Genomic DNA, 23,697 nt, shown 5'->3' with positions numbered 1-23,697 from the left:
CAGTTGATTGATTTTTTTCCGATCTTCCATCGAGGTTTGCCATGAATGATCAGTCTTCTTCTTCCGATTTCGTTCAGGCAAGCCGTGTGCTCAAGGTCAAGTCTCCGTTAGGGGAAGACCAGCTTCTGCCGGAACGACTTGCGGTTGACGAGGGTGTTTCGCGGCTTTTCGAGATTCACCTGAACGTGCGGGCCAAGAAGGACGCGGTGAAACCCGAGGAACTGATCGGACGCTTGATCGATGTTTCGGTCGAAGTCGAGCAGGGAGATGGCGCGGAAGGCAGCGGCATCCGCCGCCCCTTCAATGGTCTGGTGACGGAACTGCATGAGGGGCCGCCGATCACCCGCGGGCTGCGCTCCTATGCGCTGACGATCCGCCCGCAAATGTGGCTTCTGTCGCGCCGCTCCGATTGCCGCATCTGGATGGACAAGACGGCAGTCGAGATCGTCGAGACACTATTTTCCGAACATGGCATTCCCGCCCCCGATACGTCAGGCATCATCTCGCCGCCGCCTGCACAGCATTACAGCGTTCAATGGAATGAAGATGACCTCTCCTACCTTCTGCGTCGTTTCGAGGAAGATGGCCTGTTCTACTGGTTTGCGCATGAGGAAGGTTCCCACAAGCTGCATGTGGCCGACAGCGCCAGCGGCTGGCTCGGGCCGTCACCGTCCGCTAAGGGCGAGGGCCGGGTGCGTCTGGCGCAGGGCTCGTCGGACCGTAACCACATCAACGACTGGGCGCGGCGTTTTTCCTATGTCTCGGGCCAGCGCGCGGGCGCGGACTGGAATTTCGAGACGCCGGGCATGGTGCCGGGCACGATGACGCCATCGCTGGTGCAGATGCCGGATGCGACCAAACGCGAGCTTTATGAATATCCGGCCCGCATCAGCACGGTTGAAGAGGCCGAGCGGGCGCAGAAGCTGCGGACCCAGTCGATAGAGGCGGATCATGACCGTGTATTCGGCTCGTCCACCTCGCGGATTTTGGAGGCCGGCCGTCGGTTCACGCCTTATGAGGTTGCGCATCCCGATCATGCCTATGAAGAGCATGTGATCATCCGAGCGAGCCACAGCATTGTCGACCTTTCCTATGAGACGAACGGCAACGAGCCGGAATATCGCAACAGTTTCGAGGCGATCCCGGCGCGCGTGCCGCTGACGCCGCACCGGGCGACGAAGCGGCCGAGGATCGAGGGCACGCAGGTGGCGATTGTCGCCGGCCCTGAAGGCGAGGAAATCCATCCGGATCAATATGGCCGCATCAAGCTGTGGTTCCCGTGGGACCGCAAGGCGAAGAAGGATGGCACGGATACGTGCTGGGTACGGGTCAGTCAGGCATGGGGCGGCGGCACATGGGGCGCGCAGGTTATCCCGCGCATCGGCATGGAAGTTATGGTTGCCTTTGTCGACGGTGACCCGGACAAGCCGCTGGTCATCGGTGTGGTGAACAATCCCGCCAATTCCGTGCCCTACGACCTGCCCGCCAACAAGACGCGCATGGTGCTGCGATCCAACAGCCACAAGGGCGACGGTTTCAACGAAATCACCTTCGAGGACGAAGCCGGCAAGGAGAACCAGTTCTTCCATGCCCAGAAGGATCAGACGACGCGGGTGTTGAATGACCGCACCAAGCGCATCGACCGGCACGAGGTCGCCTCGGTTGGCGGCAATCGGGCCGTTGAGGTCTCCGGCAACCAGAAACACGAGATCGGCGGTTCGGTGAACACCGTGGTCGGTGGCACGGGACCGATGGCGATGATGGCGATGGCAGGCGTGCAGGGGCTTTCAGGACAGACCGCCGGCCTGCTTTCACAGGCCGCCCAGATCGCCGGCGGCGGTGGCCCCGGTGTCGCGGCTTTTGCCACTACGCTGGCTTCATCCGCACTCGGCTTTCTCGGTGCCGGCGGTCTGTCATCGCGCGAGGGCGTTGTCTCCGGTCCAAGCCCGCGGGCGGATGCGGGTACGGCGCTTGCAGGATCAGGCACGGGTGTCGGTTCCGATGCCTCTGGCCTTTTTCCGCTGCCAGGCATCATGAATACGATCATCGGTGCGTTTCAGTCTACATCCGTGGGCGTTGCCAAAGCTGAGCAGGTCGGTGTGAGCAAGGTCACCAATATCGGCCAGACGGAAGTTCGACAGGTTGGAAAACAACAGAACCTGACCATCGGCAAAGAGCAATTCGTCGAGATCGGTACGGGCCAATACACGCGTGTCGGTGAGAAGATCACCGTCAATGTCGGCAAACTCTACAACCTCGTCTCCGAAGAGAAATATCACGGCGAAGCGAAGGTCTGGGAGATTTTTGGTGACGACACGATCCTGTTGTCGACTAAAGGCGGCTACATTGAGCTGAATAGCACTGGCATTCACATTCATGGTTTGAAGATCGATATCGAAGGCAACCAGATCAACTTCAAAAAGGGCGGGCCGGGTGAAGGGGCCTCATGTCTGCGCGAAATGGCCAAATCGTCCACGCCATTCGTAAGAGGCTGACATGGCTGAAAACCTGAAGCTGAAGCCGCTTTTATCAAGCATAGGTCAGCCCGTTTTTGCAGTGCTGGACGGCGCGCAGTTTGATGACCTGCCTAATGCGTTATTCGAAGGAGATTTTGTCTATCGCTCTTTATATCTCGACCGTGGCAACGGCACAGCTGATCAATTAAAAACCGCACCGCAACTGGTGTGGTTAGATCGTGATACGAGACTGTATCGTCGCGATGACGACTACGATGATTTCTCTCCAGACTCTGCTTTGCTGGATCGACTGCTGACTTTGATTGACGAACGTCCTGCGGTCGTATTCTGGGTCTGCGATGCTGGCGGCAAAGCGCTCTATCGACACTTGAGGGGCATTAATAAGGTTCTTTTGCCAAGTAGCGCCAATATGGATCGCGGAAAAAGCTATGAACGTGACCCTCTCGCTAGAGCACCTAACCAGCCAAATCAGGTTGGTTATGACATGGTGCTGTTCCGTCATTGTGATGCCAATGTCATGGCTCAGGTTTTACCCAGTCTTACATATGTGAACATGTCGCGTGTCCTTGGACCAGCCTCACAAATTCTATACAGCGCTGATGCCGACTGGGGAGACAAGCCACTTCGGCTTAATCGGGGCGAAGACATGCCGTTATCACCGCCCGGTCCGCTCAAGCTCTCGATAAACGAGATGCAGGCTATAGAAAAGAGACGTCAATCAGCAGCTCGTCTTCGACGACATATTTACCTCAAGCAAACTTGCCCGGAAGAAACGGCTGGTGCGACAAACGAGGCTATCGAAGAGCATTTACGAGTCTGCGAGGAAACGGGCAAAAAACTTGGGCTGGTTTCTGAAGGGGCGCAATTCCGATGGGCCTTCATGATGTGCAAAACAAACGGTCGTATCGCGCAGTCCCCGGAGGCCTTGGAGTTTATCACTAAGCGAGGATCGTCCCCCGACGAACAGGTCAAACTGTTCATGCGAGGGATCACGGGAGCGCTCGTGGCGGGTGATCGAGCATGAGTGGCGGTTTTTTTGAAAACCTGCTTGGCAATCTCGGCCTGGTTGGCGGCGGGGCTGGTGGTCTCGTTGGCGGTGCCGCCTTGGGTGGGGCTGCCGGCGCAGGCGGGGGCACACTTGTTGCGCCCGGCTTCGGTACGATCGGCGGCGGTGGATATGGTGCATGGGTTGGTGGCGCAGCAGGCGCTACTGCGGGTGCGGCTGGCGGTTACCTTGGAGGCAAGGCAGCAGGCGAGTGGATCGACCAAACGGGGCCAGGGCAATACACAAATGAAAAAATACAGGATTTTAAGGACTGGATTGCTGGAGATCAGGCGGCAGATAAAGCCGATGCAAAGGCTACAACCATTACTTGCGCGACGTGTGCGCAGAATCCCTGCGCCGCGCTTGCTTGTGGTACCTTTGGCTCGAAGTACCGCGGGGGCGCGCACGGGTGTATGACAGGGACTCCAGAGACTAAAGGCGACGATCTGGATAGTCATCATATGCCTGCTAGATCGATTTCGCCTCTGCATCCTGATGTCGGTCCGGCAATTCAAATGGATAAACGTGACCATCGAATGACAAACAGCTATGGGCGGTCTCCACAATCCAATGCGACACTGGCAGGCCAGCAGGAAATGATCGCCTCCGGAAACTTCATAGCTGCTCAGGCCATTGACGTTGGAGAGATAATGGCAAAATTCCCTGGGAAATATGACGCGGCAATTTACCAAATGGAGGCCTATACTGCGTGTTTGAAGCGGTATGGTATTATTTAGGGGATATCGAATGAGTGAAGCTTGGGAATTAAATCCACTAATCGGGGTTGGGCCGCTCCGCTTTGGGATGTCGCGTGATGACGTCGCGTCCCTTGAAGCAGAATTGGGACCTATATATGCCGAGTTTACCGAACAAGGTGCTGATAACATACCTGTTTTACAGCAGGCGAGGGACATGGAGGCACCCGTCCTATATTTTCGAAACGAGAAACTGACTGGTATCCAACTGGATAGATATACAAAATTCAATATCATGTTCGGCGATGTGTCTGTTTTCGAAGCGTCATCGCGTGACGTGCTAGCAGCTTTCGAAAAAGCAAACGGCGGTGCGCTTTATGGACTTGGTGCTGTCTTGTTCCCAAAACTGAGCATTAGTACCAATGGTTTCATTATCGGAATAGACAAGCAAAAAGCGCCTGAATTCTGGGAGCAGTCGTCCGATGATCCTCCCAAAGTAGTGAACGTCGAGATGGCGAATGCATACGACGCATTTCTCCACAATTATCAACCCATTACATTCATTGATAAATAGGTGACTGATGGGATCATCTGTATCACTTAAAGGGCACATGCATGTTTGCCCAATGGTCGACCCGGGACCGAAACCTCATGTGGGTGGTCCGGTTGTTTCGACGCAGCAAAGCTTCGTCACCGTGGAAGGCGTTCCAATCGCCACAGTCGGGGATAGTTTGCTTTGCACTGGTGTACCGACAACGTCGGACAGAATAAGCGGAGGCTCGTCTGTCGCAAGGATACAAGGCAAGCCGGTTGCGCGATCGGGTGACCCATGTGCTCATGGCGGCCGCCTTGTTCAAGGCGTGCCGTGGATCACGTTTGACTAGGAGACGTATCCGGTTTGTGGAAAGCGGCTGAATCGTCCACGCCTTTCGTGAGGGAATATGGCTGAAAACAGACAACTGCGTTCTCTGTTGTTGGAGGCGCGCGAGAGTGTCTTTGCTGTTGTCGATGGCGCGCAGTTTCATGACCTCCCCATGGCGCTATTCGATGGCGGGTTCATTCATCGCTCTCTCTATCTGGATCACGGTAACGCTACCGCTGATCAGTTGCGTACAGCACCGCAAGTCGTTCGCCTGGATTATGATGCGAGAACTAAGAACGCTGAAAAGGGAACCGGAAAGCAGCTTGTCGATGAAAACATTCTTGACAGATTTCTGATCCTCGTCGGCGAACGCCCGGCCGCCGTCTTCTGGCAATGCACTGCTGGATATGAGGTGCTCTACAGGCATCTCAGGGGAATTAACAAGGTGTTGTTCCCCAAGCAAGCCTACCTTGGACGTGACGTCGAAATCCCCGCGAGCGGGTTTGAGATGGTCGTATTCCGACACGCTGACGCCAATGTCATAGCACAAGTCTCCTCTTCTTTAGAATGGGACGGTCTTTCCAGGTTACTGGGGCCGGCTGACGCACTCTTATTGTTGCCCGATGAAGATTGGGGGGCGAAGCCGATGCGAGTACAGCGGCATGATGAGATGCCGTTGCCGCAAAGCGGACCCATGAGGATTGGGCTGGCTGAAGTCAAAGCTATGGACAGTCGCAGATTTGACTGGCTGACGAGGCGAACCATCAAATACCTCAGAGAATATGCATCGGCTCTCCTCGAGAAAAAATCTGATCGGGCAATTACCGGAGATGTTCGGAAATGGCTACGAGAAGCCCAAGTGGCGGGGGTCACGCAAGAATCGGCGTTCCGCAAATGGTGCTACTTGCAGGTGCTGCATGGAGGGCGATTGCAGCAAAGCGACACTATGCAGGCCGTCTCAAAAGAGCGTGGTTCAGCAATTTCCCCCGATGAACGCGTGGGTCTGATGATGAAATACATGATCAAAGAAGCGGAGAAGGCGTAATATGGCCTCGGGAAACAACGGTCCGGCTACCGTATCCGCTGCAGAACTGAAACACGCGGAAGCCGGAGCTGAAAAAGATGCAGCCCCCGGCAATGTTTCAGAAACTTGCGCTACCTGTATTGCTGCGGATTGCAAAAAGAAAATCGAGCAAATCGAAAAAGAAACGAAGCAGATCACGGATATAGAGGACCCGATTGAGCGAAACAAAGCCATCACTGCCGCTTACGGCAAGCTGGCGGCGCAAGACCCGAGCAATCGCTGGATCAAACTTGCTTCTGTGGTTTCGGCTCAGGGCGGATGTGCGATGAAGCTCACACGAAGTCTCGATCCGGACGTGATCACGGGTATTGACCCCAAGTACGACTTTATGAACCCGACTGGTCTCGATCCTTGGTACAATATGTACCAAGCCCTCGGTGATGCCAATAAAGCAATTTTCGGCGACATATATCCGATGGCGGCATACAGGGCGCGGCACGGTTATGAGGATATGAAAAAGTGTTACGCGGCCACCGGTAAAGTCATGCCTCCGAAAATAAAATCGGCTTTTGACGAATTGGAGAGAGACAATCTCAAAAGTGCGTCAGACTGGATCGCCGATTTTGAACAGAGGGATGTGGTTCAACCTGTTTATGAAAATTACAGTGGGACGTTCTCCATGATGGAAGGAGCGAGTGCAGTGTTGAAGCCGGTTCTAAAGAAAAACCTCTATGACATTCCCGTTTCGACCACATGTGGAGACCCGAATGTTGTGCCTTTCGTTGGTTCTATATCCAATCCCAATCATAGGGTGAACTATTACAATTCGCTCATGGATAGACTGTCTTCACAGCAGGGCTGGAAATGGTGAGCATACCCTATGAAAAAGTTTCTGGTGTTCTTGCTGCTGTCTACTATCCTCTTCTATGGAGTTCATTTTATGTTTGAACGAAATGATCCATCCAAAGGCGAACCAAGGCGCATCGAGGTTGGCATGGGCATGACGGTAAAGGAGTTTATCGAGCGCAATCATCTGGAAATGGGACCCTGGAAACCGCAGCAATATATTGTTGATGTTGATGACATTGGCGATTGGATGCCCATACAGTTCACGGATAACTGGATAGCGCTTCGCTTGGTTGAGGGAGAGCAGAGCTTTGAGCTGCCGCCCGGAAGAACATTGCATGTCTCTCAGCGAGCCGGTGTAATTAATGGAATAGCGTTACGTCCTTTCGCTCAGCCCAGACCCCTGAACGAAATGCATGATTACGTTGTCGAGCTGTTAAAAATGCTTGAGACAAAGGGTTGGCAGCCGTCCTCACCGATAAAAGTGCCGTCTAAGCCCGAAGACTTCGATTCCGGTGGAAAGAACCTGTTTGCCGAACTAACGTCTTCTAGCGGAAGTATTCTCCAGATGAACCTTCGAGATTACGGCCTCGCTCCGAAACAGGAGAGTTTCATCCTCAAATTCGATCCCACCCATAAACCATCAGAAGAAAGCCGGACATATCTTCTTCAAGTGACTGTCGATCGTGGTGTTAGCGATATCAGTTATGGCGATCTGATTTATCCACGTCGCATATTTGAAACTGGTGATGTCACCCAACCTTTGCCGTTGCGCTTTTGGATTGAGGACCCTGATTGGACGCCGGAAAAGGCCGGTATGGTGCCAACTACGCCGGAGGAGCGTGCTAATGCGGAATCGTCAAAATGGAAAATGCCGACAAAATAGACAACTTTAGAAGTGCGGAGTGTCCGGCCTCGGAACGTTCGCGGGCTTGGCGGGGTCGGGAAAACGGAAGGGAAACATCCGTCAGACGCTTTGTGGCGGCATTTGATCGACGCCCGCAGTAAGATCGGAACAGCCCCGGACGCACGATCGAAAATGCGGTAGCACAACCGATCCCGCGCTTTCCACCATGGGGGACCGCCGATCTTGGATTCAATGGAAAATTGCGTATGGTAACGCACCGTTTTTGACCTCAAGAGGGACCCATGCAAGTTGAAGTACGCGACAACAACGTCGATCAGGCACTGCGCATTCTCAAGAAAAAGCTTCAGCGCGAGGGCGTTTTCCGCGAAATGCGGCTGCGTGAAGCTTTCGAAAAACCATCGATAAAAAAGGCGCGTGAGAAAGCTGAAGCAGTCGGTCGTCAGAGGAAGCTCGCCCGTAAGCAGATGCAGCGCGACGGTCTTCTTCCGTCGAAACCCAAAAAAGATAGGTGACCGCGATGCGGTGTCGCACTGGTCAGTAGATCATATTGTCCAGACCGTCAGTTTTATTAACGAAACAACGACACTATGGCCTGTGGCTCTGTATTGGCGATTTGCAAAGCACTGACGACGAGTTGTTGTTGTGCCTGCAACGCCTTGAGTCTGGTGGATGCCTCGTCCATGTCGGCGTCGACAAGACGTCCGATGCCTCTGTCGATAGAATTCGACAACCGGGAGGCAAATTCACTTTGCAGGTCTATCCGGGACTGCACGGCTCCGAGCATCGCCGCACCATCGATGATGTTGGCCGTCACCGTTTCCATATAGGTGATATAGGCATCGACGTGGTCGGGGTTTTGCGCAATGTCTATATCGAGGAAATTCAGGGTGTGACCTGCCCCTCAGATTCGTAGTCAATGCCGTCGCTCAGCGAATCCTGAGTTATGCTCGACGAAGAAGAAAGAGCACGTGGCCGAGGATGGAAAGCTCATCTGCAATGTCCTTGCCAATGACCTCCTTGGGATACCCATTCTGTTCGTTGTCAGACCGCAATTCGAGCGATCCATCCATACGCCAATTTGCGCGCTTTACCTTGATACCTGGTCCAACGTGGAAAGCCAAAACCTGATCATCGGCAATGTCGGTTTTACTTTGATCGACGATCATGAACGCGCCGTCAGGGATCGTCGGCAGCATGCTTTCGCCCTTGGCTTCCAGCATAATGCAACTTTCAGGCTTTGCGCCGATGCTTCGGAGAAAGGCGCGGCTGAAAGCGACCGAATAATGCAGGCGGTCGTCTTTGGGTATGAGACCGGAGCCAGCGGTGGCTTGGACCTCGTACAGTGGAGTTTTCACCATAACGACGTCTTCGGTTACTGCCGCGGTTTCGGAAAACATGTCGCCCTCGCCCGTCAGTATCCAGAGGACATTAGCCCCGAAATTATGACGATACGAATTCAGCACCGAAGCGGTCGGCTCCGAGTCTCCCTTTTCGTAATTTCCCAACGTGGTTTTGCTGACGCCGAGTCGGGCCGCAAATACGTCTCTTTCAGGATCGCCAAGCTTTCTTCGCAACTCACGAAGACGCGTGCCGAGCGCCGTTTTGGACGGAACCTCAGGTCTAGCCAATAAATCACCGCACAAATCCGATTTCAGATTTACAATATCCGAATTCTGATTTATCCCTTTCTGTGTTCACAGAATTAATAACCCCAAAACGGGGGCCGGTCAGGGCCTCCCTTCTCGAAGGAATCCTTTATGCACCGTGTCTCTGACGACGGCAAGACAAGCCGTACCGAACGCCGAAGGCTGGAAGAAATTGCAAGCATAGAAGGCAAGCTCATCGTGGCTAAACGCGCGTTCCCGACCAGCAGGCAAGGGGCAGGAGGTCATGTGCAGCGCCGGCCGACCGCTGTCGGTCTCCTGGCCGGCATGCCGAGGCCTATTGGTCTTCCGTGAGAAAGCGCGCGACCTTGACGCCGAGGCTGTCGGCAATCTTCGCCAGCAATCTGAGCGACGGGTTGCGTTTGCCGGTTTCGATCTGGCTTAGATAGGAACGGTCGATATTCGCCCGGAACGCCAGTTCTTCCTGACTGACATTCCGTTCGTTGCGGATCTTCACGATGTTTCTGCCGACCAGCGCCCCGATATCCATATCTCATGCAATGCCGTGGCGACGGCAATCGCGCCATTGTTTATAGTCAACATTTTATGGTCGGTGTCCAGCCGCAAAGACGCCGGTTTCCGGATCACGGCGGGCACGGCGATCCCTTGCCCGCCGACGCTCATCACAATCCGCTTTCTCTCCCAATGCAATGTTGACTATAATCAACATACGATTCATAGCTGCGTGAGCACCAAGGAGGAACCGAGCATGACGAGGGATACCGAGCCTGTACCGCTCAACGCCATCCGCGCCTTTGCGGCGGTCGCGCGCGAATGTAACCTGACGCGGGCGGCTCAGAACATGGGAACGACGCAGAGCTCGATCAGCCGGCATCTTGCGGTGCTGGAAACCTATCTCGGCGCAAGCCTGTTTGAGCGGCGGGGACGGGCAGGGCGCCTGACCGAGTTCGGCCGCCTCTATGCGGGGGCGATATCCGAACCGCTCGAGACGATCTGCTTTACCACGAACCGGATGAAGCGCCGCGATCCCTCCGCGATCAACAGGCTAGTCGTGCGCACCTCGCTCTCGACCTTCGCCTCGCATGTCCTCGTTCCGAATCTGCAGCTCTTCTCCAATGACATGGGCGGCGTCACGATCGATGTCGTCTCGTCGCTAACGCCGCCGGATGTCGCCGACAGTTACGATGTCCTGATCACGCGCGACCTTCATGTAGAGGAACTCGCCGATGAATGGCTGATCCATCGGGAGGAGCTCGTCTGCGTTGGCGCGCCCGCGCAGCTGCGCGACAGGATGGCCGACATCATAAGGGCGGTTCCTATCCTCGCGATTACGTCCCGGCCAGACATCCTGCCGACCTGGTTGAAGGCCATGGGACTTTCGGGCGGCGACATCCTTGCCGGCGCACGGGTCGATCATCACTATCTTGCGCTCCCGGCCGTCACAACAGGCAAATGCCTGCTGGTCGCCCCGGAAATCATCGTCTCGCCACTCGTCCGAAACGGTTTCCTCACCGTCATCCCAGATACCCGCACACCGAGCGGCATGGACTACCGCGCTTTTGCGCTTGACCGCAGCGGCAATCCGGAACTTGCACGCGCCTTTTGCCGCTGGCTCATCCGGCTTTGCAAATCGGTGGCGCTTGCCGAGTGAGCGGAAAAAACCCGGCCAACTGCCGGGACAGGGGCGGGAACAGCGGGGCAGGGGGTGCCGGCGGCCCGCACCCGCCTAGGCATCGCAGAGAAGCGACAGCAGGAAAATCCGCATCAAATCCCGTCCATCGGCGCAATCTTCCTTGATCGACAGCTGCAGCGCCTGAAATTCCAGGATCGTCAGAATTTTCTGGCCGACCTCGGCCTTGGTCTGGCAGGGCAGGCAAATAATCCTGTCGCCGGTCTCCTCCATCAGGTCGAATTCGGGGCAATCGGCGTCGAGGTCCTCGCCCGGACCGGCTGTTGCGATCCAGGCCCTGTGCTGGTGCCGATATAGCGCGACAAGCCGGGCAAGCTCGCCTGAAGCGTCAACCATCCTTCGATCCCCATCCTCTCCGTCGATCCAGCCTCTCACGTCCACCGGCGCCGTCTAGCTGTGATGACGACGGGATCGCGATGGTGGCGCTGATGGAGAGGATGGCAGCTTTGTTGAGATCGATCGATAGCCGCCATGCGGCGATGATGGCGAAAGCCCCGCATTTTGCGATGGCACGATTTGCAGGCCGTGTGATTTGCGCGCAGTTGTGACCGGGGCCGGCCTTCAGAGACCGGTCGATCTTTCCGAGTGTCCCTTTTGAGGAGCCTGCCATGAGCCCCGGCAAACGCCTGTCGATGCTGATTGAAACGAAAGGACTGGCCCATGTGATGGCCGCCCATAGCCCGCTATCGGCGTGTCTTGCGCAAGAGGCCGGCTTCGATGGCCTCTGGGCCTCCGGTTTTGAACTATCCGCCCTCATGGCCGTGCCTGATATGAGCATCGTCAGCATGTCGCAGCACCTCGACATGGTAAGGGCGATCGCCGCGGCAACCACCCTGCCGGTCATTGCCGATATCGATACCGGTTTTGGCAACGCAATCAATGTCCATCACGCGGTCAGAGCTTACGAGGCCGCCGGTGCGGCCGCCGTGGTCATCGAGGACAAGGCCTTTCCGAAGGTGACGAGCCTTGCCGATAGCGCCCGCCACGCGCTCATCCGCTCGGAGGAATTTCAGGGAAAGATCGAAGCCGCCATCGACGCACGACGCGACGCCGATTTTTGCGTGATCGCCAGAACAGAGGCGCTGATCGCCGGTCTCGGCGAAGACGAAGCCATCCGTCGGGCAAAAGCCTATGAGGCGGCGGGTGCCGGGATGATTCTCGTTCATTCCCGGCAAAAAACCTCTTCTGAAATCGAAAGCTTCGCACGCAGATGGGACGGCCGAACCCGTCTCGTCATCGTGCCGACCGCCTATCCCGAGCTTGGTGAAGGGCGCATCCGTCAGCTTGAAACGATCGCCATGGTCATCTACGCCAATCACGGGATCCGCGCCTGTGTCACCGCGATGCGGGAGGTCTTCCAGTGCATTCGCAACGAGGGCGGTATTAAAAATGCCGACCGAACGATCGTCGCGGTGGCCGAAATCTTCAGACTGCAGGGAATGGAAGAGGCGGTCGAGCAGGAAAGGCTCTATCTGCGATAGGCTTGCCGCACAACAACGGACAGCACTGCTATCGCCGCCTTCCAGGGCATCGCCGGCGTGGCCGGGGGAGGGGTCGGAGAGAGGCACCGGAGGAGGGAGCAAACCGGCGAGAGCTCCTTCAAGACCGAGACGATGGCCCGGTATGGAGGAGATTGCCGGTCGCGGGTGGTAACGACCGTTCATAGCAGGCTGGATGTCAGCCTGCGGCCTTTACATCCTCTTCCGGCTGCAGCGAATGCAGGAGTGCCATGGTGCGCTGCGCATGGGCCGCCGCCTGGAAAATGCGACTAGTTGTGGGAGTGGGGCGATATTGCGGGTTGCAGAATCCTTCCACGATTTGAATAAAGCCCTGACACGGTCGGAGTATTCAGCCACGGGGGAAAAGCGCATGAAGAGCATATTTGTCGTGACCCACGCCCAATCGCATCACCACATCGAAAAGAAAGTCGGTGGATGGTACGACACTGGCCTTACGCAACGAGGTTATGGTGACGCACATGCTGTGGCAGACCGGCTCAGTTCCGTTGTTAAAGACGGTACGGTCGAGATATTTAGCTCTGATCTCTTACGCGCCTCGCAAACTGCCGATGTAATTGGCGAACGTCTGAAAAGACCGGTTCATACTGATCATGATCTGCGCGAGATAAGCTACGGTTGTGCTGAAGGTATGCCTCAGGAATGGCTTGATACTCGCCAGGTGCCAGCACCTGATGACGGTCGCCTGGACCATCGCGGTGGCATTGAGAATGGCGAGACACGCAGAGAGATCGCAGAGCGCGTCTATCGTGCCGTCGATGCTATTGTGTCGCGGCCATGCGAAACGCAGATTATCGTTACACATGGCTTCGCACTGACTTTCGTTATCGCGGCATGGATCAAGATGCCGGTTGATGCGGTCGGTTACGTCAGCTTTCCCGCCCGGTCGGGAAGCATCACACATCTGAGGCAAGATGATTACTGGCGAAGCCGTGCTGTTATTTCATTAGCAGATTACTCGCACCTTGGGGAGACCGTGAAGCATGACTGATATCCCGGTCCGTTGTTTTGCCGTTTCGGTTATCGTTCTCCGCGTAGTCAACGACGAAACGCAAGTCTTACTACTTCGTCGAAGCCACACTTTGATTGGGGAGTGGTGTCAGATAGCTGGCGGCATAGAGAGCGGCGAAAAGGCCTGGGAGGCGGCCCTCAGAGAAGTGAAGGAAGAGACGAGCTTGGTCTGTGACAGACTCTATTCGGCTGATATCTGCGAACAATTCTACGAAGCTGACCGCGACGCCATAAGTATTCTGCCTGTTTTTGTTGGGTTCGTGAACGGCGAAACGCCCGTTGTTCTCAACGAGGAACATAGCGAATTTTGCTGGCTGCCATTTGAAACTGCGATCAACCTGGTGCCATTCGCAGGGCAGCGTCATGTTCTAAGGCATGTCAAAGCCGAATTCGCTGAAAAACAGCCTCTTCGGCATCTTCTTATTGAGATGTCGCCGCCGCTTCGCCGTACGACATCATAACAAAGAAATATCGCCGGCCTCATTCGAGGTCAGCGAGATAGAGTGCGATGTCGCGAGCAAACTGCTCATCTTCAGCTTGCGCCTGAGCGACAAGGGCAGCGAACTCGGCCTCCGCCAGAGCGCGTTCGGTTTTGGTGAAATAGCAGCTCCGAAGCTCCGCGCGCAGTTCGTTGATTTGATCGAGAGTAGTCATGTTGAACGTCTCCTTTTTGATGACGTTAACGGGGCAACGGGCGCACGAAGCCGGGGTCAAGGAGCGCGAAGCGACCGCCAGCGGCGGCGGGTGGGGTGTCGGTTTTGTCAGAGCGCAGGGAACCGGAACGGCGGCAAAATCGGGGGCCCACACTCGTCCTTGAGGCGGGCCGAGCAGCCGTAAAATAGGACGGCAGAAAGAAGAGAACCCGCGGCCCCGGTCAGGGGATGCGACCGTATTTCATATGAGCTATCGTCGGGCGACATCGATGCCGGATAGGATTTTCTCGATCCGCTGAAGATCCTGTTCTACAGTCGTTGGCTCCAGGGCGCGCGGAGCCTCGATGTCTCAATCGCGGTTCTGGCGGGACCAGAACAGCTGGTAGCCGTCCTCACCTCCGACTTCCGTGAATGTTGCGTAGACCGGAGCAGGGAGGCTCTGCTCGTCCAACTTGACCGAGAGATAGTCGCGTTCGGTCTACTCGGAGCGCTTCTGCCGGGCGACACCCGGTTCGACGGTGCCGGCCGAAATGCGTAACTGCGGGCCTTGGGCATCCATTGTTCCATCCATTTTCATCCGATTGCGGATATAGGGAGGGCTAAACGACAAGGACGGAGAAGGCCCCGCCCGGTGGGCGGAGCCTCGAGGTCTTAGTCGCGGTTCTGGCGGGACCAGATCAGCTGGTAGCCATCCTCACCTTCGACTTCGCTTAGAGTTGCGTAGATCGGAGCAGGGAAGCTCGGGTCGTCCAGCTTGACCGAGAGATAGTCGCGGTCGGTATGCTCGGAGCGTTTCTGCCAGGCGGCGCCCAGCTCGACGGACCCGGCGTAGATGCGGAACTGCGGGCCCTTGTCGGAGGGATTTTCGATGCGGGCGATGCGTGCCTTGACGTTGAGGGCGAGGGTGCGGATGGAGCCTGTGAAGCCGGTTTCGGTGGAGGTGAAAGTGCCGATGGTTGCCATTGTCGTTTTCCTTTTCTCAAGTTCGGGCCGCGCCCATCGCGGCCTCGATGGCTGTCAAAAGACCGGTGACGATCGGACCGCACCTGATAAGGCCGCAATGAAATGGAGGGCGGCAAGTCGCAGATTTGTTAGTGGGAGAGGAGGAGCCCGTGAGGGGTCCGGGGTAAGAAATCTGAGCCTTGTCGTTGCGGGAAAACGATCGAGGCGCAGCCGGTCTCCGGTCAGACATGCCTCATCGAGCTCGCAGATGGGTTGCCGGAAACTCCGACGTAAAGGGATATGGCAATGGTGTTCCACCGCACTTTCGTTAGGCAAGAATGGCATATTGCACCATGTCGAACTTGCACCGTCGTCTCTCCAGGCCTCAATTGGGGGGTAAGGAGACCCTCGCGAACGTTAGCCGACTTGCCCACAACGCCCTATGCGATATCGTTGCGCTCGCGAATCGCAGCCTGGAGGATCAATGCGTCAACAGACCAAGCCGTTCATCATCGAACGCAAACCGTCGCGCAAACCCAAACCCGACGCACAAAAACCGTCGATCTGGGGAGGGCTCGATGCTGACATCGCACAAGGTCTCAAGGACCAGCGTGATATGGATCACGCGGCCGCCACTGGACGTGACGACCGCGCCTGAAGGTCAGGCCGCAACTTTCGCATTCGCTTCCGGCTGCAGCGAATGCAGGAAGCTTACCGCGCGCTGCGCATGGGCCGCCGCCTGGAAGATCGCGCGCTTGTCATTGGCCAGCACCGATAGCCACGACTGCAGATAGGATGCATGATCCGGCCGCGGCTCGAGCTCCGGCGCGATGCCGAGATCGGCGCACAAAAAGCAACTGCCAAGCTCGGCAATGAGTTCTTCGCGCGCGCGCTCCGTCCGATCCTTGGCATAGCGTGAGAGATCGCGTCCGACGCGGTGTTCCGCTGCCGTCCAGTGTGTCGCCTCATGACTGAGGACGGCCGCGTACCCGCCAGCATCGCGAAACGCCTCGAAGGGCGGCATCTGGATATGGTCCATGACGGGCGAATAGTAGGCCTGGTTGCCGCCGTGCCGGATCACGGCGCCGGTATTACGGAAGAAGCGGTCGGCGTTTTCAATTCGCTCGACGGGATCCTGCAGCTTGGCCGGCGGGACACAATAGCTGTCGGGCAAGCCGTCGATCTGCTCGATGTTGAACACCGAATATGCCTTCAGGAATGGAATTTCTCGGTCGACATCATCCCCGTTTCCGTCGACCATCGACTTGGTGAAACGGCTGGCGAAGACGACCGTCGAGCCCGTTTCGCCCTTCCGCACGGCGCCGCCAAGTTCGAGAGCCTGCCTGAATGTCATCCACATCGAGGAGGAGAAGCCCCGCGATATCTGCTCCGGCCACAGGAGCAGCACATTCATGCCGGAATAGGGGAGGCCGTTGTGGCGTACTGGCCGGGTAATCCGGCCATCGGTGTTGGCGGCGCTCCATGGCTTCATCCAGGGACGCACGCCCTGTTCGAGATCCTCGATGATCCGACCGGTGATCTTTGTATAGATGTCGGCTCTGTCCGTTCCCATTTTCCTGGTCATGACTTGTCTCTCCTTATTCCGGGACCGCGCCTGTCGCGGCCCGTTACGGAGGTCCAAAGTCAGGAGCCGATGGTGTGGCCGTGCACCGAAGGCCGCAACAGCGTGGAGGACGGCAAAGCCGTTGCGTGGGCGCCCGGCTCCTGCAGGACCGCCGAGCGGGACGGGCCGCGTCAGATGCGTCGCCAGCCTTCATTTCGGCACGAAGAAAGCCGGCACGTCGGGGTCAGTCCAAGAAAAGGGAAGATGGCGGGGTGCGACCCCGCCGAGTATATCATCCGAAAGCGGCCATTTGAACTTCAGCGGCTTTACGGTCGAGGGATCCGCCCGGATTTTCGACCGGTCGGCCGAATGGCTTCCAGATCTCGCCGACAACCTGACCGTAGGCTGCCACCGCGCCCTCGGCTGCCATTCGCAGCGCATGGGACTGGATACCCATGTCGGCCGCGAATTCACGCTTGCGCTGGGCGGCACTGTCATAACCGACCGGACCGTCGAGATCCTCATCGCGCGCGTTGTTCGATGCCTTGGCGGTTGCGTCGCGCGCTTCGGTAACGGCGCGGGAGTAGAACTGCCCGGCACCATGCGCGGATCCGACAAAGGCTCCGACGATGCGCTGGAGGTGGATCTGCATGGCCTTCTCGCCCAGCCCTTCCGACAGGCTGTCGGCGGTTTCAACGATCAGCCGCTCGTGGAGGCTGCGGATGCCATCGCTGTCGACAACTATGGTGCCGAAGCTCTCGGCAATCTTGAGCGCCTGGGCGGCGTCGGGGCAGGAGAGGCGGACCATTTCGAGGGTTGTCCCTCGGCGAGGTTGCGACGATCTGGCATTAGAGCGGTCGGGGGTAGGGGACTTGGCCATGTCTGTGCCTTCCTTGGCTGCCGAAGCGGTTCCGGCCCGTGCCGGTCTGCCCTTCGATGCGGACGACCAGAACCGGCAAAGAACGGGCGGCTTCAGAGGTCCGATCCGGCTGAACCAGCAGGGCAGGTTTACGGGACAAGCAGGTCTTGATCTGCTTGGAACCGCGGGCCTGCCCTCGCGCAGAGAGGCTGGGTCGGCCGCCCCGCGGCGCGCAAGCGGCCTTGAAACGAACGGCCGCCGGTTCAGACCGCAGCGAACAAGAAGGGCAGTCCAGCACGGGTCCGATACCAATCCCAAGCAACGAGAAGGATCCATGGCCGAGCCCGCCATGCCGGTTACATCGAAGCCAGGCAAGTCCCGCAACAGCGCCTTCGTTTCCGTCCGCCTGTGTCGCCGAATGATGCACAGGCTCATGATCGCGACATTGGATATCATCGGCGACCCGCTCTTGCACCGCCAGCCTGCAGGCGATCATGTCGAGTTCGACCCAACGTTCGAAGGTGAGGCGGTAGATAAACTCCTCATATAAAGTACGCGGACCCGATCGGCGACGAGCCCGGCTTCTGACCATACTGTCGTTGCCTGCCTTGCCGCGCGCGCCGAAATCTGCCGGGTCAGACAATCGGATGCCGCTAGGTCTCCAGCCGGCCGTCGATTTAGCCAGTGGTTTCAAAACGAGCAGTTGGATCATGACCCATCCCTCCGCCAGCCGATGAATGAAGACGGCCCGTCATATTCAGCATGGCGCGCGAGATCGATGACAAAGCCGAGCCGGTCGCGACCGGCATATTCGTCGCTTTGCACCAGGAACCGACGTTCTTCGCCATCACGGCCCCTGCCGACCTTCGCCAGGACCTCGGTCATGCCGGGGTATTGATCCGACCGGGTCGCAGACGTAACGATGAAGTCGTTCCCATGGCGTTGATCGAACACCCTGCGGTCCTTGGCCCAGCTCTCACCCGCTGTAAGCACGCAGCAGTGGATCGTCTCCCAGGCGTCGGGCCAGGTATTGCGAAGGGTCTTCTCTGCCATGGACCGCTGATAGGCGGTGAACAGATCCGGGAAGGTGACCGCTACGATCGCCCATTCACAATCCTCTTCGTACCAAGGCGTGTCCTTCCGCAGCAGGGGGTGGACCTTGGCATTGCGGTTGGCCGAGAGATGGAAGCCGCCATGCCCTGCCGTCGCGTGGCAGACGACACCCTCGCCATAAGTAACCGCCATCTGCGATCCGCCCCACGGGGTACTCGCTGACGCGCGGGTCTGCACACGGTTGAGGCTGGCTAGCTCACACTTATGCTCAGCAGTCTCGGCGACGCGCGCGCGGAATTCGGCCTCATTGGCCACCCGACCATCATGCCCAATAAAGTCGGCGCGCGTCAGATCAACCAGCGGTCGACGGACAGCGATGGCGCTACCGAGATACGCAAAGCCGCCAGGTGATACGATCATGGCAAGGACAAGGTCACCGATGCGGGCGACGGTTAGGCCGTCCGCGCTGGTGGCAAACTCCACCCCCGAAAAATCGGGGGCGGGTGCTGCCATGTTCGACTGTGGGACGGCGGTCATGCTGCGACCCTCTGATCGACGTCGTCGTGCTCTTTGTTGTCAGACAAATCTGTATCCTGTAGATCGTCCGGATCCGAATCTTCGTCGATCTGCCCTTCCTGGTCCCCGGCGGGGTCGCCAGCATGACCGCCGTCGTCATCTTGCGAGGTCGCGCCGATGACATCCGTGGCAGAGTTCCCCCGGATCCAATCGAGCAACTCGTCGGCAGGCAGCGCGAAGCGGGCGGATTCATGGACGAAGTGATCGCTCGCAAAATGCTCGACGAGCGATGCGCGGGTCTCACGAACCTTCGGCCGCGGCTGCACGGATGCCTCGGCGCACGATGTTTCCAGCGCCTGGCGGGACAAGCACAAGAGGAACTCCTCCGAACCCATATTCGGCAGGTATTCGTCGGCACCGATAGCCTCGCCGGCGATGCGCGAGACCATGCCGCTGTTCGACATGCCGCGGCGGCATGAGAGAACATCGATCAGCACAGAACGAGCGGTTGGGCATGCTCATTCCGTTTCTCTCTGGCACCAGTACCGAGGGCAAGCGGGAATAGGAGCATGCCGTTAACAAAGCATGTAAGATGGGTACGGCTCGCAGGCTCTGGCATTACCATTCAGAAAACAACGCGAATGATATATAAACAGATCAATTGCTAGATAATGATCTGTAATTACGTCTTTTATATTGACCGCGCTCAAAATGTTTGAGATAGCTCGTCCTACTCACGGAGAATGGTTGGGTAGGTAGGATGGCACGATCTGAATCAGAACCCTTGCTGGAAATCGGGCAATTGCTGAAGGTTACTCGTAAAAGTCGGCAATTGACCCAGGAGCAGGTTGCCGACATAGCGGGCATATCGCGTCCTCGCTATCGTGAGATTGAAGCCGGAAGCAGTGCCGCCCGCACGACGACGCTGATCAACATCGCCCGCGCTCTCGGGCTTGAGCTAATGCTCGTACCGCAGGAGATCGTTCCGGCCGTCGACGCGCTACTGCGGCCGCATGAGGATCTCGACGATATCCCGGCATTCATTGCTCATCCAGACGGGGACGAGAATGTATGAGGCTTCTTCCGATCCGAGATCCATTTCGTCGCTTGAAGTCCTGCTGAACGATGTGAAGGTCGGTACGATCGTCCGGACGCCCGGCGATTTCAACGCCTTCAGTTTCGAGGACAGCTATCGCGCAACCGGCGGTTTTCCCGTGCTCAGCCTGTCTTTCCGCGCAGCCGCTGGCGGATTGCGCAAGGACCCGAAACCCGTTGCCAGAGCGTTGCCGGCTTTTTTTGCCAACTTGCTCCCCGAAGACAAGCTGCGCGAGGCGATGGAAAAGCACCACGCGGGGAATGTTCGCGCGGGAAACGATTTCGACCTACTCGTCGCGCTCGGGTCGGATCTGCCGGGCGCAGTCCGCGTCGAACCGAGTGACAGAACGGTTGCGTGTTTCGACAAGCTTGCTCCCAAGCCGAAAGCCCGATTTTCGCTCGCCGGCGTTCAGATGAAGCTCTCGGTCATCAAGAATACGGGAAAGGGCGGTGGACTGACGTTGCCGCTTGGCGACGACCAGGGATCCTACATTGCCAAGTTTCCGTCGACCTCGTTTCCTGGCGTGTCGGAAAACGAATATGCCAATCTCGCATTGGCTGAAGCGATCGGCATGGAGGTTCCGGAACGTGAACTTGTCGAGCAATCGGAGTTCGAAGGTATTCCAAAGGAGTTCGAGACGCTATCGGATGGAAAAGTCCTGCTCGTCAAACGCTTCGATCGTGGCGCAAACGGTGAGCGGATCCATATCGAAGATTTCGCACAGGTGTTCGGAATCTACCCTTCGAGGAAGTACGAAGGAGCCGCCTATCATGATATCGCTGCAGCCTTGAACGTTGCCGTTTCGTCCACCGCTGCGCTCGAGTTCGTCCGCCGACTGGCTCTGGCTGCTATAACCGGCAATGGCGACATGCACCTGAAGAACTGGTCATTGATCTATCGCGAGGCAGGCGACAAACCGCAGCTTGCGCCTGTCTACGACGTGCTCTCGACAATCCCTTACATCCCTGCGGATGCCATGGCGCTGTCGCTTGCCAGCGAGCGCCCCTTCAAGGCGTTGAATGCGCAGCGATGGAAAGCCTTCGCCAATCGTGCGCGTTTGCCGGAAGCGGCCGTGCTCAAATCGGTGATCGACACTGTCGAGCGCGTCAACAAAGTTTGGTGGTCGCTTCCGGATCGCAAAATCGTTCCGGAGAAAGTTCTCGAGCGGATCGATGCCCATGTGCGGATGATGACGCCGATCCTTGGCACATGTGCAGATTGAGGCCATCCGTCCGAGTGGTGACGAAGCTCTGTCCTAGCCCGCGCGCCAATTCTCCTGGCGCATCTTCACCCGTTGCCAAAGGACATCTTCAACAATTCTCAGCGACGGCACCTCCTGCACGACGTGGTGCTCGGCAGCATTCTCCCGTGAGACCCGACGTTCTGTTGTGGGATTTTTGCGATAAGCGAGGCGGTTGAAGACGATCCGTCCGATATAGGCCTGATTGTTCAGAATGCCGCTGCCGCGATTTCGATGCCCGCGAATTGCGGTCCCCTGCCAAGGTCGGCCGCGAGGACCGAATACACCGCGTGCATTGAGTTCCTCAGCGATCCTGACAGGGCTCATGCCGTCGGCGTACTGCTCAAAGATCCAGACGATGGTTGCCGCCTCATCTGTATCGATCGAACGCAGGCCGCGCACCGGCTCCCCGCTATCGTCGAACTCACGTCGCACTCTGTAGCCGCAACAGATACCGCCTGGCACCCGGCCATGCTTGGCGACAGTCTTCATGCCTTCGCGCGTTCGGTAGCGAACCTGTTCGAGCACCTCCTGATTTAGAACCGCCCTCAGTCCCAGTTCCATTGACGACACCGGCGCGGCGCCGTGAACCGTCCACAACTCGACGTCATGAAACTGCAGTATCTTGAGAATGCGAGCGCTGTGCTCAAGGTCGCGAGAAAGGCGATCGAGGGTGAGGCAGAGAAAGACGTCATATGCGCCGATGTTTGACTTCGCCAAAGCGGCCTGGAGGCCGGGCCGCGTCTCGAATGACGAGCCACTGATACCGGCATCGACGAAAGTGTCGGCCAAGTGCCAAGCTTGTCGCAGGACGAACTCCTTTCCGAGATCGAGCTGAGTTTCGATCGAGGCGGGGTTTTGTTGATCTGTTGAATAACGCGCGTAGAGCACGACGCACTTGGTGGCATGCATAATGACCGATCTCCCTGGTTTGAATCGCGGTCACCGTGGTAGAGATCGAGTATGGGATTCGGGATTTTCATTCACCGCACAGATTCGATCTATGACGACAGCCCGGCTTAGCGGTATCAGTTTCCGAGCCAGTATCTTGGCCGTGTCCAGGCCTGCATGGGAGACTGAAGCATCTATTACGAGCCGCGAAAGGTGGCGGCGACGCGCGGATATTTCGCGTTGGCCAAAGTCGCACAGGTGATTCCGGATCCCAAAGCGCCCGGAATGTATTTGGCTCTGATCGAGCCTGGCAGCTATCTTGATTTCGTCAACGCTGTTCCTTTCAGCGGGCCAGATGGCGTGATCGCGCGCGGAGTGCTCAACGAAGCGGACGGATTTCGGGAAGGGCGCAAGCAGCCGTGCGGCCGATCTCAACGGTGGACTTCAATCGTATTTTGTCGATTAGCCTAGCGGAGGATCAACCGGAACTGCCGCGGTCGGGCGAGGCGATAGATACGCCAACGGGCGCCGGATTCTCGGACGGCATTCAAGCTCCTTGCATGTTCGAACGAGGAAAGGGGGCGGATCACACGGCTTTCATCGCGTATCGTTAGCGATCGGCTGTTTCGCTGATTGATCTTGCAGGCCTACGACAAACGATGCGCGATAACAGGCTTGAAGCTGATCAATGGTGGCGGCCGCGCCGAGGTAGATGCCGCCCATATTCGCCCCGTTGAAGTGGTTGACCGGGCGAGCGGTAAAACTCCAGCCAGCTGATCCACTTTGGAGGGTCCAGATCAAACTCTCTAAGCTGGAGCCAGCCTCCTTTTGATTCCCCGGCATGTTTCGGCTTGCCTAGCGTTGGTTCACCTTCACGCTCGTTGCTTCGGCTTATCGAGAATCTCACGCGTCGCATGCTTCACTTTAATGCGGTCCGCTTTTTTGAGTGACGACATATCCAGCAATGCATCGAGGTTCTTAGACGGAACGTCGATGTGTCAATCGGCTCGGAATGTTGACCTGAATAGATGGAGTGGTTGCCGTCCTTCCCATCGAGTAGATTGAACGCAACAATCTTCAAACAAAATTGTCGCTTGGGCAGGGCGGCAACCACTCCATCTATTCACTTCGATTTTGCTCGACTGCAAAAATATGGGCCTCAAGTGGGCAATCCGATAGCCTTGGTTCATGACCAGTCCAACAAGCGCCATCCCGTCGACCGG

The 23,697-nt window shown here is 57.3% G+C and carries 29 protein-coding genes and 2 pseudogenes; 18 read left to right on the top strand and 13 right to left on the bottom strand.

Features of this window, described 5'->3' with window-relative positions:
* Positions 1-41: 41 nt before the first annotated feature.
* The 9 genes from tssI to rpsU all read left to right on the top strand — a co-directional run bounded on the left by tssI (position 42) and on the right by rpsU (position 8,329).
* Positions 42-2,495: a type VI secretion system tip protein TssI/VgrG gene (gene tssI, locus O8B93_RS25950; protein WP_269712761.1), complete on the top strand. Its 2,454-nt coding sequence runs from the start codon at positions 42-44 to the stop codon at positions 2,493-2,495.
* A 1-nt stretch (position 2,496) separates the two neighbouring features.
* Positions 2,497-3,501, top strand: coding sequence for a DUF4123 domain-containing protein (locus O8B93_RS25945; RefSeq protein WP_269712759.1), 1,005 nt, complete (start codon positions 2,497-2,499; stop codon positions 3,499-3,501).
* A complete protein-coding gene (locus tag O8B93_RS25940; protein ID WP_269712758.1) occupies positions 3,498-4,259 on the top strand; it encodes a hypothetical protein in 762 nt (253 codons plus the stop codon). Before O8B93_RS25945 ends, O8B93_RS25940 begins: the two co-directional genes overlap by 4 nt.
* Before the next feature lie 10 nt (positions 4,260-4,269).
* Positions 4,270-4,791, top strand: coding sequence for a hypothetical protein (locus O8B93_RS25935; RefSeq protein WP_269712756.1), 522 nt, complete (start codon positions 4,270-4,272; stop codon positions 4,789-4,791).
* 7 nt (positions 4,792-4,798) lie between these two features.
* Positions 4,799-5,101 carry a PAAR domain-containing protein gene (locus O8B93_RS25930; protein ID WP_269712755.1) on the top strand — a complete coding sequence of 101 codons (303 nt, stop codon included), beginning with the start codon at positions 4,799-4,801 and terminating at the stop codon, positions 5,099-5,101.
* Between the two features lie 57 nt (positions 5,102-5,158).
* Positions 5,159-6,124, top strand: coding sequence for a DUF4123 domain-containing protein (locus O8B93_RS25925; RefSeq protein ID WP_269712754.1), 966 nt, complete (start codon positions 5,159-5,161; stop codon positions 6,122-6,124).
* A 1-nt stretch (position 6,125) separates the two neighbouring features.
* Positions 6,126-6,974, top strand: a complete 849-nt coding sequence (locus tag O8B93_RS25920) for a DUF2515 family protein (RefSeq protein WP_269712753.1) — start codon at positions 6,126-6,128, stop codon at positions 6,972-6,974.
* Positions 6,975-6,983: 9 nt separating this feature from the next.
* Positions 6,984-7,835: a hypothetical protein gene (locus tag O8B93_RS25915; RefSeq protein WP_269712752.1), complete on the top strand. Its 852-nt coding sequence runs from the start codon at positions 6,984-6,986 to the stop codon at positions 7,833-7,835.
* 263 nt (positions 7,836-8,098) lie between these two features.
* Positions 8,099-8,329 carry a 30S ribosomal protein S21 gene (gene rpsU / locus O8B93_RS25910; protein ID WP_269712750.1) on the top strand — a complete coding sequence of 77 codons (231 nt, stop codon included), beginning with the start codon at positions 8,099-8,101 and terminating at the stop codon, positions 8,327-8,329.
* Between the two features lie 56 nt (positions 8,330-8,385).
* Here the strand turns inward: rpsU and O8B93_RS25905 are convergent, their stop codons facing one another.
* From O8B93_RS25905 to O8B93_RS25895, 3 genes are all read right to left on the bottom strand, one after another.
* Positions 8,386-8,640 carry a flagellin gene (locus tag O8B93_RS25905; protein ID WP_269712749.1) on the bottom strand — a complete coding sequence of 85 codons (255 nt, stop codon included), beginning with the start codon at positions 8,638-8,640 and terminating at the stop codon, positions 8,386-8,388.
* A gap of 118 nt (positions 8,641-8,758) precedes the next feature.
* A complete protein-coding gene (locus O8B93_RS25900; RefSeq protein ID WP_269712748.1) occupies positions 8,759-9,445 on the bottom strand; it encodes a S24 family peptidase in 687 nt (228 codons plus the stop codon).
* A gap of 313 nt (positions 9,446-9,758) precedes the next feature.
* Positions 9,759-9,971 (bottom strand): helix-turn-helix domain-containing protein, encoded by a 213-nt coding sequence (locus O8B93_RS25895; protein WP_269712746.1) that lies wholly within the window; start codon positions 9,969-9,971, stop codon positions 9,759-9,761.
* A gap of 219 nt (positions 9,972-10,190) precedes the next feature.
* On the opposite strand from O8B93_RS25895, the gene O8B93_RS25890 reads away from it, so the two are divergent.
* A complete protein-coding gene (locus O8B93_RS25890; protein WP_269712744.1) occupies positions 10,191-11,093 on the top strand; it encodes a LysR family transcriptional regulator in 903 nt (300 codons plus the stop codon).
* A gap of 75 nt (positions 11,094-11,168) precedes the next feature.
* Here O8B93_RS25890 and O8B93_RS25885 read toward each other — a convergent pair whose 3' ends face one another.
* A complete protein-coding gene (locus O8B93_RS25885; RefSeq protein WP_269712742.1) occupies positions 11,169-11,468 on the bottom strand; it encodes a hypothetical protein in 300 nt (99 codons plus the stop codon).
* A gap of 80 nt (positions 11,469-11,548) precedes the next feature.
* Between O8B93_RS25885 and O8B93_RS25880 the strand changes: the two genes are divergently transcribed.
* The 4 genes from O8B93_RS25880 to O8B93_RS25865 all read left to right on the top strand — a co-directional run bounded on the left by O8B93_RS25880 (position 11,549) and on the right by O8B93_RS25865 (position 14,121).
* Positions 11,549-11,680, top strand: a complete 132-nt coding sequence (locus O8B93_RS25880; protein WP_269712741.1) for a hypothetical protein — start codon at positions 11,549-11,551, stop codon at positions 11,678-11,680.
* Between the two features lie 60 nt (positions 11,681-11,740).
* Positions 11,741-12,613 (top strand): isocitrate lyase/phosphoenolpyruvate mutase family protein, encoded by an 873-nt coding sequence (locus O8B93_RS25875; RefSeq protein ID WP_269712740.1) that lies wholly within the window; start codon positions 11,741-11,743, stop codon positions 12,611-12,613.
* Between the two features lie 388 nt (positions 12,614-13,001).
* The gene (locus tag O8B93_RS25870) at positions 13,002-13,640 is read left to right on the top strand and encodes a histidine phosphatase family protein (protein ID WP_269712739.1); all 639 of its coding nucleotides are present in this window, start codon (positions 13,002-13,004) and stop codon (positions 13,638-13,640) included.
* Entirely contained in the window at positions 13,633-14,121 is a 489-nt protein-coding gene (locus O8B93_RS25865; RefSeq protein WP_269712737.1) for an NUDIX hydrolase, read from the top strand. Before O8B93_RS25870 ends, O8B93_RS25865 begins: the two co-directional genes overlap by 8 nt.
* 19 nt (positions 14,122-14,140) lie before the next feature.
* Here the strand turns inward: O8B93_RS25865 and O8B93_RS25860 are convergent, their stop codons facing one another.
* From O8B93_RS25860 to O8B93_RS25850, 3 genes and pseudogenes are all read right to left on the bottom strand, one after another.
* Positions 14,141-14,314, bottom strand: coding sequence for a hypothetical protein (locus O8B93_RS25860; RefSeq protein ID WP_269712735.1), 174 nt, complete (start codon positions 14,312-14,314; stop codon positions 14,141-14,143).
* Between the two features lie 348 nt (positions 14,315-14,662).
* A pseudogene (locus O8B93_RS25855) lies at positions 14,663-14,863 on the bottom strand (DUF736 family protein); the annotation flags it as partial.
* Between the two features lie 101 nt (positions 14,864-14,964).
* Positions 14,965-15,276, bottom strand: coding sequence for a DUF736 domain-containing protein (locus tag O8B93_RS25850; RefSeq protein ID WP_269712733.1), 312 nt, complete (start codon positions 15,274-15,276; stop codon positions 14,965-14,967).
* Between the two features lie 463 nt (positions 15,277-15,739).
* Here O8B93_RS25850 and O8B93_RS25845 point away from each other — a divergent pair, with 463 nt between their 5' ends.
* Positions 15,740-15,913, top strand: a complete 174-nt coding sequence (locus tag O8B93_RS25845; protein WP_269712731.1) for a hypothetical protein — start codon at positions 15,740-15,742, stop codon at positions 15,911-15,913.
* A 3-nt stretch (positions 15,914-15,916) separates the two neighbouring features.
* On the opposite strand, the gene O8B93_RS25840 is transcribed toward O8B93_RS25845, so the two are convergent.
* From O8B93_RS25840 to O8B93_RS25820, 5 genes are all read right to left on the bottom strand, one after another.
* On the bottom strand, positions 15,917-16,840 hold the full coding sequence (locus tag O8B93_RS25840; protein ID WP_269712730.1) for an ArdC family protein: 924 nt from the start codon (positions 16,838-16,840) through the stop codon (positions 15,917-15,919).
* A gap of 271 nt (positions 16,841-17,111) precedes the next feature.
* Positions 17,112-17,699 (bottom strand): hypothetical protein, encoded by a 588-nt coding sequence (locus tag O8B93_RS25835; protein WP_269712728.1) that lies wholly within the window; start codon positions 17,697-17,699, stop codon positions 17,112-17,114.
* Positions 17,668-18,390 carry a hypothetical protein gene (locus O8B93_RS25830; RefSeq protein WP_269712727.1) on the bottom strand — a complete coding sequence of 241 codons (723 nt, stop codon included), beginning with the start codon at positions 18,388-18,390 and terminating at the stop codon, positions 17,668-17,670. Before O8B93_RS25830 ends, O8B93_RS25835 begins: the two co-directional genes overlap by 32 nt.
* Positions 18,387-19,268, bottom strand: a complete 882-nt coding sequence (locus O8B93_RS25825; protein WP_269712726.1) for a DUF7007 domain-containing protein — start codon at positions 19,266-19,268, stop codon at positions 18,387-18,389. The genes O8B93_RS25830 and O8B93_RS25825 overlap by 4 nt, the downstream gene beginning before the upstream one ends.
* Positions 19,265-19,696, bottom strand: coding sequence for a plasmid partitioning protein (locus O8B93_RS25820; RefSeq protein WP_405049095.1), 432 nt, complete (start codon positions 19,694-19,696; stop codon positions 19,265-19,267). Before O8B93_RS25820 ends, O8B93_RS25825 begins: the two co-directional genes overlap by 4 nt.
* 311 nt (positions 19,697-20,007) lie before the next feature.
* Here O8B93_RS25820 and O8B93_RS25815 point away from each other — a divergent pair, with 311 nt between their 5' ends.
* Positions 20,008-20,322, top strand: coding sequence for a helix-turn-helix domain-containing protein (locus tag O8B93_RS25815; RefSeq protein ID WP_269712725.1), 315 nt, complete (start codon positions 20,008-20,010; stop codon positions 20,320-20,322).
* Entirely contained in the window at positions 20,315-21,565 is a 1,251-nt protein-coding gene (locus tag O8B93_RS25810; RefSeq protein WP_269712723.1) for a type II toxin-antitoxin system HipA family toxin, read from the top strand. Before O8B93_RS25815 ends, O8B93_RS25810 begins: the two co-directional genes overlap by 8 nt.
* A 33-nt stretch (positions 21,566-21,598) precedes the next feature.
* On the opposite strand, the gene O8B93_RS25805 is transcribed toward O8B93_RS25810, so the two are convergent.
* Positions 21,599-22,495, bottom strand: coding sequence for a recombinase family protein (locus tag O8B93_RS25805; RefSeq protein WP_269712722.1), 897 nt, complete (start codon positions 22,493-22,495; stop codon positions 21,599-21,601).
* 156 nt (positions 22,496-22,651) lie between these two features.
* Between O8B93_RS25805 and O8B93_RS25800 the strand changes: the two are divergent.
* Positions 22,652-23,212: pseudogene (locus O8B93_RS25800) on the top strand (HNH endonuclease); the annotation flags it as partial.
* Positions 23,213-23,697: the final 485 nt, after the last annotated feature.

Origin of the sequence: Martinezella rhizogenes (assembly GCF_027460065.1) — a bacterium.
Lineage (GTDB): Bacteria > Pseudomonadota > Alphaproteobacteria > Rhizobiales > Rhizobiaceae > Agrobacterium > Agrobacterium rhizogenes_C.
The sequence above is the reverse complement of the archived record's forward strand: the minus strand, read 5'-3'. Positions and strand labels throughout refer to the sequence as shown.